The sequence below is a fragment of the Mycoplasma sp. ATU-Cv-703 genome (assembly GCA_004011965.1).
GTDB lineage: Bacteria > Bacillota_I > Bacilli_A > Mycoplasmatales > Metamycoplasmataceae > RYZV01.
The window spans coordinates 193,212-206,606 of the sequence record RYZV01000001.1 but is presented as its reverse complement, the minus strand read 5'-3'; the positions used below and the strand labels follow the sequence as shown (position 1 = coordinate 206,606).

Below are 13,395 nucleotides of genomic sequence, written 5' to 3'. Positions count from 1 at the left end.
CCGTGAGCATTAAAATCGATTTCTTAGTGCCTGAATCAACTATTTCAGGTCAACTACTGACCACGATTTTAGCGGTTTCCATTCTGGGACTCTTTGCCGCGGTAGCGACGGTGATTACGCTGGTTATCCGTCACCGGAGAAGACGGTTAGGATAGGAAAAAAAATGGAGAACTACACGCTATTTGTTTTATAATTGTGTGGTAAACTATTATGAAAGTAAAACTAGTTAATTCATCGGAAAATCAACAGATTGTAGCTGCTTTTAACGAGCAACTGCTAGTTGGTTATCCGCTTGCCAATGTGACTGAGAAAGACCTTACCTTGAGTAAGGGTTGAAACTTAATCAGTCTTGATTACCGCCATCCGGTTGGCAACGAAAAGGTTGGTCGTTTAGAAGTTTTAGCCGAAAGCAAAACTGGCGATCGAGTTAACAACATTTTTGATTTGCCATTTGCCTACACTTGAAACCAACGTCTTGAAGAAATTCGCCGTCCTGATTCGTTTGAGATTCGCCCAGATTCGTTGATCAAGAAAAATTACCGTCATCTTCAACCGCAAGACATTGATGCTAAATATGAGGACGTGGTCGTAGACCGGGTGGTCTACTCGGCCAAACCATTTATCAATGTGCCTAAAAACTTTGACACCGAGAGCGAAAATCTCCGAGGCTACGCCATGATTGAGTACCATCTTTCGAGCGAGTCACCCGAGACTGAAAAAACTTACAAAGTCCAGTTACCGATTATCACTAGCAACTCGGTTGAAAAAAGACTTGAACCTCAAGTTGAAAAAACTCAGTACATCAAAGTTGATCGACCAGCGCAAACTAGTCAAATCACCGTTGACACAGAAGTTGCGATTGAAAAGGGACTAATAATTCCACTCAATCAAGTGAAACATTACAGCGTTGATCGTTCTTTTGTTAGGGGTGCTCCGCCTATCAAAATTAGTAGTTCAATCGTGACGGCTAAATCAGGGGCCAAACTGCGAAAAGTAATCTACATGCCGCCGGCAAGCATTGATGAAACCCGTTCTTACTTACAAGTTGAGTACTATTACGACGGTCGGATTTTTAACGAACAAGTTGAGTTTGATTTTGGTCAGACCATTCGCGAAGAAGCCGAAAATCTTGTCAGTCGAATCAAACCACGCGACTTTGTTTATTTGCCCCTTAACCGCTTAGCTCCGCCCACGTTTATTCGGGCTGAGCAGTTTAGTTACCAAGGTCCGATCCAAAATCTGCGCTTAGTTGACGTGGAATACCACTACGACCAAATTCGCGAGGACGATCGTTTTGTTGACATGACGTTAGTCGTTTCCTATCGTTCTGTCAACTTGTTAATTCCTAAACGTTTAGAGTTCAAGTACTCTAAGCGACAATATGTCAGCGGTCGTTGGCAAACAATTCGAGTTGAAAACGGTTCGGTTGACATTAGCAGTCGTTTTTATGATCCAGTCGTTTTACACGATCTTTACCGCGGAGATGAAACTTTGGATCGTGAACTTAAAAAATCTACCACGATCGTGCCCGGCTACCGGTACGAGTCAATTAAGGACATTAAACTCGTTGGTTTTAAAGATGACTCGCGTTACGCGACTTTTCGAATTATTGCCGTTGAGCGCTATGGTAATAACCTAGTGGAGTGACCCTTTGAAAAATGGATCAAACTTAACGAGTCGTACAATGATTACCAACTCGGAAAAATTGGTCCAGGCGACATTCAAATCAACCAAGATTTACTGCCTCCCTTCCCGACCAGTCACCTACCAGCCGGATTGTTTGAGGTAAACCCTCGTTTCCGAGTTTTATCGGTGCGGTACTTACGTCCGCCCGCTAACGCGAAAGAGGTTGAGGTAAATGTGAAAGTTGGCACCTTGACCAAATCTGTCATCATTGGTAAACAAATCACTTTTAAACAAAGCCGTGAGGAGCACAAAAACTCGCTTCGCGACCAAAACATGTTTTCTAACGCCCGAATCTTTTCGCCCAATCTAATTAAAATTGCGGTGGATCTAAGCGGAGAACCAGTTTTAGAAGTTACTCCCGAAATGGTTCGTGGCATTCCTAAGGACATTAATTACCGGGTTGATTATCAGCCCCCTCAAGTTGGTCGGAGAGACACCCGGATCATTGTTCACCTTGAAAGGGCTGGTCGTCGCGAGGCTTACGAGCAAACGATTGTTTTTGCTCAGCCGCGACCGGCTAACGGCTAGGGAAAGTAGTAGTAAGGAGCAACATGGCAAACATTAACCAAAGCGTCGTTGATAACAATACTCGGATCGCAAACGTGATGAGTATTGAACCGTACATGCTGCCAGTTGGATTTCGACAGAGAAGTCGTTTTAGTCAACGTCTTTACGTTTTGCTAATAGTGATCATCCACGCTTTTGTGATCGGTTTTGTCGTCTACTCGGCCATTGGCAACGATGATGCTCATTACATTGCTAACCGATTTAAATTTTGAGAGGGTGAACGCCCAATGATCTTAATCAACTGATTAACGCTTATATCGCTCCTTTTTGTTTGTGGAGTAGTTCAGTTCTGGTCCCGGAGTCGACCCCATAAAATCAGTTTCTGGGAGATGATAGGTTATTTAATTGCGCCAGTTACTTTGCTGACGGGGATATCCTTGATAGAAACTATGGAAGGACCCGATTACCGCTCCCTACTTTGAATAATTGTGATTTTGCAAATCGTTATGGCTGCGTCCAGTTCGTTCTACGCTCTTGTTCTTAACTTGGCTCGTTCAAGAATTTATCCCAACGCAAAATGGCGCACACTAGCTACGTTGATTGGGCCGGTGGTTGTCAGTTTAAACGCGTACTTAATTTGGCGCCTTTACGACGTTAGTCAAATTAGGCAACTTGACATAATGCTCGGAGCTTTTTTGCCTTGGGTAATTGGCGTTACCATTATGGCAATTGGCATTGCTGCCACTCTAAAGCTTAATCCCTCTAGCAAGCGAAGTATTTGAAAAGTTTACCGCTATTTGGGCGCTCTTCCAACCGCAGTCACTTTCAGTGCTATGTTGGCAATCTCAATTAAATTTGCCTTTGGTATCAAATGACAAACTTTGCTTTGAGTAGTGGTCGGAATAGACAGCGCTTTTCTGCTGGCTTTCATGCTCTACTTATTTATTAACGCTCGGTTAAGAAATATTCCCCGAACCAACCCGATTATTAACGAGTTGGTACTGCGCTCTTATGTGATTGCAGTTGCTCTTGTAGGTTTAACCGCCGTTGAATTTTTGCCCGTTATTTATCCGCACGCCAAAGAGTACGCTACGATGTCTTACGCGATTTTGTTTGTGACTTGCTTAACGGTCGTAAGCGGTATGGCTTGGGCTCATTTCAGCAACTTAATCACTTTTTCAAAGTACTTCCGAATTCTCATCGGAGTTAGCATGGCCGCCACGGCAGCGATTGTCGGTCTAGTTTTCACAGTTGTTTTCGTGGAAAACACGATCGCAATTATGAACATCGTGGCCGATAAACTAATCGTTCTCTTTTTGCTCATCGCGCTTGCACCTGAGATGATTAGTATTACAATTGATTTAATTTACTTGGTCGGGTACGGGTTTGTTAAACACTTAACAGATCGTCGTCAAGCAACGCTCGTTAGTCCGACAACGACTACCACGGAGGTAAGGTAATGGCTTTATTTAGCAAAAAGAACAATCAAGAGGACATGTTAGCCGAAACTGGCGTGTCAAACGAACTCGATCAAAAAACGATCCCTTTTAACCAAGACCCAGGTCGCGAAAGTTTCACCGAAATTATTCGTACTACTGACTCAATGAACTTCCTGATCGATAGTACGCAAAACGATCGTCAAAACGAAGAGTTGATGAAGTTAACTCGCGAATCAATCGCTCAAAACTACGATCTGGCGCGCCGTCGCATCAACGCAACTTACCAAGATGTAATTGACAGCGGTGCTTACGTGGGACTATCTTTCATAGCGGTTCAACTCTCTTTAATCAACTTCAATCGTAATTGAGACGTGGACAAAGTGCTTGATGTGATCACTATTTTTACGGACGAAATTTTTGCGACTTTATCAACTGGAGTCGGCGTTGAGATTTCAAGCGAACTCTTCTTTGAGGTAGTTGTTTACGTTGACAAAGTTCTTTTGGCTTCGCGAATTAGTCCGAAGTTTGTTTCCGAAATACGTGCCATTTCTTGGCAAAAACTTTTTGATCGTCTAGTCAAAGACAACAAACTAAGTATCAGCGACCGTCCGATCGTGGAAAACTTTACTTTTGCTCTAGACGAAAACGTACGTCGCGGTTACTATGTTCAACTAGGTGATTTCATCTTGGCGCGCGTTAACTTTGAGAGCCGAAGCACGATTTTGCTGTATTCACACGAAAGACTAGTTCGTCTCAACCATGATTTCCAAACTTACCAAGACCAGCAAAAACAACAAATTGTGGCTGTTAGTGACGACGTGGTTAACATGCAGCAAACTTTGGCTAAGATTGCTCAAGAAGAAGCTGACGCCAAAACTCGTCGTAAACCTTCTCCTCAACCAGACGAAGGATTTCGAGCTAAAGATGACGGAAGACCGCGCAAATCTAAGCGCGATTCTCTTAAAGCGCGCCGTGAGCGCCGCAAATTAGAGCGCAAGAAAATGATTCAAGCCGAAAAAACCCTGGAAAAAACACTTGAATTTGACGCTAAACTAATGCAACACGAAAGCACATTGCCAACCACTGCTCTTGATGACGAGTTTAGTCCTCAGACCGAAGACAAAGTCGTGGTTAAAAACCCTGTTTCTACCAAAGACGATGCACCTGTGGTTACTAAACGTTGGTTTGCCAAAAAGATCCGCAAGAGTTCAGGGCAGTCTAGCAAAAAAAGCCAAAAATCTTCTCGTCACTTTGAAGAGGATCAATTGAGTTTAACCAACCCAACTTACCTAGATAACGAACTGCCAACAGTTGTTCCAAGTCAGGCAACTACGGGCTCTAGCCAAAAAACTTCTTCTAAGCGAAACAAAGGCAAAAGACCGACTTCTCAAACAAGTCGGGCAAAGGCGCTTAAAAAATCTTCAACTTCGAGCGTTAAATCGCAAAAAGCCAAAAAGTCAGTTTCTAGCGCTAAAAGCAAAACTGACGGATCACGTCGCATGAAGCGTGGTGGCGCAATCGGTAAAGGAACGGATTAGTGGCTAATTTAAGACAACTCAAGAATCGGATCAAGACTTTTGGAGAATTCACCCGCGTGATTAACATCCAAAAGATCCAGATCATTCGTGAAATTGGCGAGATCAAAGACAAGATTGACCAAATCAACTTTTCTTACACCGTTTTCAACAATTACATGATTGATTTGTACCGGAAGTACAACGTTTACGAGCCGGCTATGTTCCTAGTTGAGAAGTCGCGAGTGCCTAAGAAACGCAATCTTTACTTTGTAATGGCAAACCCAAGCTCGGATCGCCTAGGAAAGTATGCCCACCGGTTAATTAACGAATACATTTCCAAAAATCACACTGCTAACGATATTTACGTTGTCATCGGTCGGGAGTTAGCTGACTTTTTGACAAAGCGCGGAATCAATGTAGCTAAACAGATGAGTCTCCAAGACATTGATGATCCTTCAATTTACCGGCGTATTTCCTGGCAAATTTACCGCGGTTACAGCGACTTGATGTTCGTTGAGGCCCAACTAATTTACTTGAGCGCTATTGAGCAAAGAGTCGTGTCTCTAAGTATTTACCCCTTTGAGAACAAAACTAAGAAATTAACTAAACACGACTGAGAAAACTTTGGTTCAGCAATTTCAATCATTGAAGAGATTGACCTTAGTAAAGTGACTTGACGACGTGACTTAAGTTCGGTGGCTGAGAGAATTGCTAAGTTGGCGATTGAACTGAAAGTTTATGAATCAATGATTCAGTACCGCCTTTCGCTAAAAACCCGTGAACTTCAGTCGCTTGAAGACAAAGAAAACAACATTAAGAGCGAAGTTGAACGCGTCCAAGCGATGATGCAAAGAGTTCGGAAAGAAAACATTACCAACGAACTGATTACGAGTGCAGTGGCCTTCTCGGTGATCGGATTAGAAGATGATCAACCAGTCCCAAAAAGGAGGTCCGATGCTTAAACCTTTGGAATTAATTTCAATTTCGCGAGTTTTTAACGAAGTTTTCGCGGCGAAACCAACCCGCGTGCGTCTTTTTAACTTCACTCAGGGCGTTTTGCGATTTGATTTATCCGACGAGTCTAAAAAGCAAACAGTCGGATCTTACGAAACGACTTGGATTAGAGTTTGGGACGAATTTGATAAGTATTACGACTTTCTAGCTTCAAGTGTTTTCTTTGTTGCTAGTCAAAAAGGGTTATTGCTAATGTGTTCGGAAGACCTTAAGTACGTTGATATTCAGTACATTTCGCACTTAATTCGCTCTTACGCTGACCGCGATCCTCGTTTAGTTAAGTCAGCTTTAGCGAGCGACATTTTTAGCTCTTACTACTCAGCGATTCAAAAGGAAATTCAACTGGCTAACCGTCGGTTAACTGACTTGTCTAAGCAATCGGCTCTCCAAGCCGAACAACGACTTGACGTAGAAGATGCTTACGAACAAGCCCGTAATTCGCTTGTTCGCCACTATTTGTTGGATGTGATGATTAGGCGCATCATCCGGGAAAACCGCACGTTGTTGCAGGAGGAGTTGGCCTAATGAAATTACGTTCTTGAATAGCGACGGTTTTTGCGAGCACTTTAACTCTTTTCAGTTCAAGCGGATTAGCTCTTGCTCATTCCAGCACCTTAGAATCTCCGTCTCATTCGGTTGGGCAAGCGATTCAACCACTTGCCGATGGAGACACCCCCCAGACTCTTTACACGATTCCTACTTTGCCTTCACCGACGGAAAACAACAACACGCGTCAAGTTCAAGCGCTGATCCGGGGTCTGGTAGCTCTAGACATTTACTCCGATGAAATTCGGGGCATCTACGATAACGCCTTAATCACGATTGTCGCGGCGATTAATGCTCCCGAGATTCCCGGCATCAGAGAGCGCGCTCAGCGCTTAGAAACGCAATTTACCAACCGCACAGAAGTTAACAAAGCTTTCAGAACTTTGAACCAGTTCAAGGTGCTTGGCCGCGATGTTGATCTTAAGATTCGTCGCCCAGAGAGCGTGGTTGACACTTTTAGCGCTAGCGCAACGGATGTCAGCGGTGCCCAAGTTACCATTCCAACCGATTTCATGTACAAAGTGGCGCAAATTAACTTAGCCCAAGTGCCAGACAACGAAGGTTACGTTTTTAGTCTCAAAGACGAAAACGACCCTGATTCCCAGTCGGGCGAGTACCAACTAATTCTTAATAACCAAAACAACGAATTAAAGGACCTAGTTAGCAGTAGCGATTCTGACTTTACCCTTCAAGAATTAGCTGATAACAACACGATTTTCATTCGCGACAGATTTGATGGACACGTTTATGACTTTGCTAGTCAGGAAACGCCAGAAGTCAAAAAACTAACCGATGTTGTTCGCCTAGCCAAAACTGCCGACAATTCAACGCTAGAGATCATGATTAAACCGTCAAGTTCAAACCAAGTAGTTCACTTTGGCGTGGAATCTGACACGAGCGATTCGGCTGTCCAAGCGCTCACTTACGGAATTCTTGACAATTCACTCAGTCCAAATCACATGAAAATGATTACCAATTTTAACGACACTTCTTACCCTTACCGCGAAGATCCGCTTGATCCTAGCGCGCCGCTTTACGATCCGGGCGACACGAGTGACAGTTTCAACATTGCGCTGAACCTTTCTAACTGACGTCAAGAGATTGATGTACCAGCCATGGGGCAAAAAATTGAGGAAGCCGAACATTTGCGCTTCTTTATGGCTCCCGGCACAAAGTGGAGCGAATCGCTCAAGTTTAATAACAAGGGTTCCGATGTTTTTGACGGTCAAAACAACATTTTGGAAATTAATTTTGACACCGAATTAAACATCGAAGTTAATCCGAGCAAGTTCGCAATTAACACCCGCGATTTTAACGAAGTGGCGCAAGGAGTCTCGCCAATTTCAATCTCAACTAATGTACACGAGTTGTCGACCGGTGGAAAAACTGTCAATTGACTACAAGTTGATTTAATCTTGCAAAAGGGTGTCATGCAAATTAACCCTACAGTTCCGCCGACTGATGAGCAGAATTACGAAAACAAAAATTGACGTGACAAGTTTTTCTTTGAACCGCCAACTGGCGTGAATCCGATTGAAGACATTACCCAAGGACAACGAATTATTATCATTGAAGCCAAGGCCGACATTGACGAACTTTACAAACACATAGTGGGTTATGTTTACGCTAACTGGTCGGGAAGCATTGACTCAGCTGACCAATATTTCATTGAACCCAACCTGGCTTGGTTCCCAAACCCGCCTTTGGCTAAAGGATATCCAGTTTTTCCAGTCACCTACGAAAGTTACTACGAAGACGAAAATGGCGGAATAATTAACAAGAACAAAGTCTACCACCAACTTGTTGCTGAGGATCCTGAGACGGGTCGTGACTTAGTTGACGAGCAAGGCAACCCGATTTTAATTCCTAATACCGGGCAAAACATTGTCCAGCGACTAGTTGATTCAACTAACCGCTACGCGATTTGGTTGGAAAAAAAGTTCGGGATTACCGATAACCTCCGCGAACAGAACTATTACTTAATGAGCGACACCTCCACCAAGTTATCGTTCATTGAGAAAAGAATCGTCAATAACACTGGTATTCAAGGTCAAAATTTAATGCAAATTAGCGACGCAATTGTCCGTTATTGGTCCGGCGCAGCTTTAACTGAGGAGATGCAAGAAATCATCACCGAGATTATCAAGGAAGTAGCCGCTAGAAATTTGCCTTGGGATTTGGATGCTGATGTCAAGAACAAAAACAAAGCGCCCGTTGATGGTTCAAACATTGACACTTCAACGCCGGAGTGAAAAAAATCGCTTCAAATTGTGATGCACATCATTTCCCAACCGCTTAGCGAAGCGTTAAACGTTTTGTTTAAACTTGAGAAAGACAACTTTGACACTTTAAAAGGCGGTGTTTTAGCTCTTTACATGGGCGAGTACTTAGAGACTGAACGCGATGATGCAATCGGGATTAACCCGGATGTTTTAGGCTTGATTGACACGAGTCAAATGTCAGAGATTTTGAGAGACATGCAGCTTTACTACGCTAAATCAGCCTACTTTACCAAAGTAAGCAACGGGAGCGAAGAACTAGGTTCAATTTTGGCTTTCATTACTAATAACGGTTTGTATTCCCGCTACCTAGAGGATTCCGATCGCCAAAACTTTATCAGTTGGTTTTTAGATGGCAAAGGCGACATTCTTAAACCCGAAAGTTACCGCGATCCCCAAAATGCGCGTCTAGCTCAAAACATGATCCATTTGCTTGACAAAGTCTTGACCGAAATTATCGGCGGCAATTTCCGCGCCCTTGGACAAATCATTGACGAAATCACAGCCGGAAAAATTGAAAATGCCGATTACGCGGATGAAATTCGCAAAGTGGTTCGGGAAGCGATTAGAGCGATTGTGGAAAACGATGAAGTTTTCCGTTACGAGTACTTCGGTGGTCGTACCACTTCAACTTACATAGAAAATTTAGCCATCGGTCGTAACCTTGAATCAATCATCACTAAGTACTTGGAACTACACCCCGAACTAAGCAAGAAAGACCAGAATGTGTTGCGCAAAGCGCTGGGAGATGCGGCTTACGAACCAAACACAATTACGAGTGTCGGGGTTAACGCTGGTTATTACAACATTCGTTATTTCATCAGCGGACTCAGCAGTCGTGACCAAGCGCCGGTTATCGCCGAAGACTTGCTTAAAAGCGACCTTGTGCGCTACTTGTCGCTCCAAGTTCCCTACGGTAGTGAGTTTATTGAAGCGGTCTACAAATCGAGCGCTTCCGCTAAAATCACGATTATCGTGGCCGGAGCAATTTTAAGTATGATTAGCGTGGTCGGCTTGGCGCTAACTTGACGTAAATTCTCTCGTCAAATACTCACAAGTCGTTCGCTGGCAATTTCACGGACTGTCTTTGCGGTCTTCGTTGTCGCGGCTCTCACACTGGTCGTACTCGGAATTTTCGTGCCGATTGGGTAGAATGTAAGGAAGGTAATTATGGCTCTCAAAGTAACAAAAATCAAGGACTACATCGTCCAAGTAAGTGGAAAGTACAATTTCATTCTCAACGAAATTGTTCGCTTTCCCAATCAAACCCGGGGTATTGTTATGCGTGCTAACGAACAAAACGCTGACATTGCTCTTTTTGATGTTTCTATCGTGCAACCAATTGAAGTTGGCGACATTTGCAAACCGACAGGTCGTGAGTTTGAAATTGAATTTACCGAGCAAATTATGGGTAACATCATTAACATTGACGGACAAGTGATGAGCGACCATCGTCCGAAAGTACGTTCCAGCGCGAAAGTCCGTCGACCAATTTTCCGAATTGCCCGGCCAATTTACGCTCGCGACTTCGTCAACCAACCACTAATAACTGGCTTGGCGGCTGTTGATTGAGCGATTCCGATTGGACGCGGACAGAGAGAGTTAATTTTGGGTGACCGTCAAACTGGTAAAACTTCAATCGCCCTAAACGCGATGGTGGCTCAGAAAGGCTCAGACACAAAAGTTATTTACGTAGCGATTGGTCAGAAAAAAACTTCGGTCTTAGATGTTTACCGCAAATTGGAGCAAGGCGGAGTTTTGGAAAACTCAGTGATCGTTTCCGCTTCAGCCGAAACAGTCGCGACCAAAAAATGGTTAGCGCCCTTCGTGGCAGCTACGATCGCTGAGTACTTGCAGGAAACTTACGGCGACGATGTCTTGATTGTTTACGACGATCTTTCAAAGCACGCAGATGCTTACCGTGAGTTGGCGCTTCTGATTCGTTCAGCTCCAGCTCGTGAAGCTTACCCGGGTGACATTTTCTACCTTCACTCCAAATTGCTAGAGCGTGCTGGTCGCTTTAACGAGAACTTTGGAGGCGGTTCGATAACCGCGCTGCCAATTGTTCAAACTGAAGCTGGTGACATTACTTCTTACATTCCAACCAACGTGATTTCGATTACCGATGGACAAATTTTTACCTCTAAGACACTTTTCAACTCCGGTCAACGTCCGGCGATTGATGTGCCTTTCTCGGTTTCCCGGGTTGGTTCCGCAGCTCAAACCAAAGCTTTGGCCAGCGTGTCGAGCGGACTCAAGTTGACTATTTCTCAGTACGAGGAAACTCGTAAATTAGCTCGTTTGACCGGAGGAGCCCAAGGTCAAAACGCGACAATTTTGGAAAAAGGACGTGTTTTAACGGCGCTTTTAATTCAACCTGAGTTAGATGTACTTTTTTACGAGACTGGTACGCTGCTCTTGACGCTTTACAAGCAAGGCTACCTTAACTTTTTTGAAACAACCCACGAAATCGTCTTCATCAAAAAACTACTTAACACCTACATGGAAAACGATTTTCTTGGTCGTCACATTCGTAAGATGATCTCAACTAGTGAAGTCAAACCAGCCTTTTCGGAGTTAGTCAACCGCGAAATTGTTTTGCCGATGCTCAAGTACTTCTTGATTATGCAGTACCCGCACATCCGCAAAAACGACCGTTTTGTTGAACTTTACCGGGACATTCGCGATGACGGCCGGATTTACAAAAACGTGGCGCGCAACTTAGGAGGTAAATAATGGCTAAAACTCAAGTAAAAACTCCGCGAATCAGGTCTAAAAAATCGACCCGAAAACTAATTGGTCGCATTGTTGCGATTAACCAGCAAGTAATTGATGTGCGTTTTGGAACCGGGAAAATTCCTAAAATTGGCGCTCTCTTACAAGTTGACACTAGTTATGGTTCGCAAGAATTTTTTGAAGTGGCCCAACTGATTGACACCAATACGGTACGGGCTTACGCCCTAACTAAAGTCGATGGAACCGGACTTGGCAATGTGGTTACGACTGACAACTTAGGGGTGACCATTCCCGTTGGTCGAGAAATTCTGGGTCGGGTGATGGATCTGCTCGGACGTCCTTACGATGCTAGCGAACACAAAATCAAAGCTAGTGCTCGTCTGGAAATTCTTGACGTAGAACGAACTGAGAAAGAGTCTTACCAAAGCGTGCTTTCCAACGAAATACTTGAAACGGGCGTGAAGGTGATTGACTTACTTTTACCAATTCCGCGCGGTGGAAAAGTTGGATTGCTCGGAGGGGCTGGAGTCGGTAAGACTGTTGTCGTTCAAGAGTTAATCAACTCCTTCATTAAAAACCACGACGGACTGTCGGTGTTTGTTGGGATTGGCGAAAGAACTCGCGAAGGACACGAACTATGGCAGGAAGCCAAAGACCTTAAATTTCTGGAAAAAACCGCTTTCATTTATGCTCAAATGAACGAGGTGCCTGGAGCTCGTTACCGGGCTGCTTTTGCCGGCGTCAAAGTAGCTGAGTATTTCCGTGACACGCTTAAAAAAGACATTTTGCTTTTCGTGGACAACATTTTCCGCTACGTTCAAGCCGGAGCCGAACTATCTTCGCTCCTAGAAAGACTACCTTCCGCGGTTGGTTACCAACCGACTCTATCGTGGGAGATGGGTATTTTCCAAGAGAGAATTGGTTCAACCAAAGAAGGTTCAATTACTTCCATGCAGGCGGTTTACATCCCGGCTGACGACTTGAGTGACCCTTCAGCGGTAGCTGCGTTTGCCCACTTTGACTCCACAATTATTTTGGATCGAAACATCGCTGCTCAAGGTCGCTTTCCAGCCGTTAACCCGCTTGAGTCTAACTCCAAATTTCTGGCTCGCGGATCGGTTCACCAACTCCATTACGAAGTCGCTACGCGCGTGCTAGAGTTCATTGAACAACTAAATCAACTCCAAGACATTATTTTGATTCTTGGTTTCAACGGACTAACTGACGAAGACAAACACATCGTCGCGACTGCCCGGCGTTTGCAAAATTTTTTAACTCAACCCTTTATCGTCGCCGAACGTTTCTCAGGCATTCAGGGCGCTTCGGTTAGTTTGGAAGACACGATTGATAGTTTTGCCCGCATCATTACGGGTGAGCTCAACCACATTCCCGAGGAGCTGTTTCTTTACAAGGCCAACATCAAAGATGTTTTAGACGAATACCAAACTAAGCGCGAGGAGGGCGAAATTACTCAGACCCCTGACTTAGATCAGCCACCAGCTGTTGAAGAGCCTGAAAAGTTAACTTCCCGCGAGAAAAAACAACTGCGTGCGATTGAACGTGAAAAAGAGCGCATGATCAAAGAAGCTGGTCTAGAAGAAACAGTCGTGCTAGATGTTAATGCCGATGACGACGGAGTTAATAAATCACAAGTCTAGTTGCGGTTCTGGT

General features: G+C 44.2%; 8 protein-coding genes. All 8 read left to right on the top strand.

The annotated features are described in order from the left end of the window. The first annotated feature begins 210 nt into the window (after nt 1-210). The 8 genes from CSE00_RS00770 to atpD are packed head-to-tail and all read left to right on the top strand — an operon-like array spanning nt 211 to nt 13,382. Nucleotides 211-2,214: a hypothetical protein gene (locus CSE00_RS00770; RefSeq protein ID WP_127942696.1), complete on the top strand. Its 2,004-nt coding sequence runs from the start codon at nt 211-213 to the stop codon at nt 2,212-2,214. A gap of 23 nt (nt 2,215-2,237) precedes the next feature. After that, complete coding sequence (locus CSE00_RS00765) at nt 2,238-3,653, top strand: hypothetical protein (protein ID WP_127942695.1); 1,416 nt, start codon at nt 2,238-2,240, stop codon at nt 3,651-3,653. Next, nucleotides 3,653-5,170, top strand: coding sequence for a hypothetical protein (locus CSE00_RS00760; protein WP_127942694.1), 1,518 nt, complete (start codon nt 3,653-3,655; stop codon nt 5,168-5,170). Before CSE00_RS00765 ends, CSE00_RS00760 begins: the two co-directional genes overlap by 1 nt. Then, nucleotides 5,170-6,111, top strand: a complete 942-nt coding sequence (locus CSE00_RS00755) for a F0F1 ATP synthase subunit gamma (RefSeq protein WP_161565521.1) — start codon at nt 5,170-5,172, stop codon at nt 6,109-6,111. The genes CSE00_RS00760 and CSE00_RS00755 overlap by 1 nt, the downstream gene beginning before the upstream one ends. After that, nucleotides 6,104-6,688 carry a hypothetical protein gene (locus CSE00_RS00750; RefSeq protein ID WP_161565520.1) on the top strand — a complete coding sequence of 195 codons (585 nt, stop codon included), beginning with the start codon at nt 6,104-6,106 and terminating at the stop codon, nt 6,686-6,688. The genes CSE00_RS00755 and CSE00_RS00750 overlap by 8 nt, the downstream gene beginning before the upstream one ends. Beyond that, on the top strand, nt 6,688-10,140 hold the full coding sequence (locus CSE00_RS00745; RefSeq protein WP_127942691.1) for a hypothetical protein: 3,453 nt from the start codon (nt 6,688-6,690) through the stop codon (nt 10,138-10,140). The genes CSE00_RS00750 and CSE00_RS00745 overlap by 1 nt, the downstream gene beginning before the upstream one ends. 18 nt (nt 10,141-10,158) lie before the next feature. Beyond that, nucleotides 10,159-11,724 carry an MMOB1660 family gliding motility ATPase complex subunit gene (locus CSE00_RS00740; RefSeq protein ID WP_127942690.1) on the top strand — a complete coding sequence of 522 codons (1,566 nt, stop codon included), beginning with the start codon at nt 10,159-10,161 and terminating at the stop codon, nt 11,722-11,724. Next, nucleotides 11,724-13,382, top strand: coding sequence for a F0F1 ATP synthase subunit beta (atpD, locus tag CSE00_RS00735; protein ID WP_127942689.1), 1,659 nt, complete (start codon nt 11,724-11,726; stop codon nt 13,380-13,382). Before CSE00_RS00740 ends, atpD begins: the two co-directional genes overlap by 1 nt. Nucleotides 13,383-13,395 lie beyond the last annotated feature (13 nt).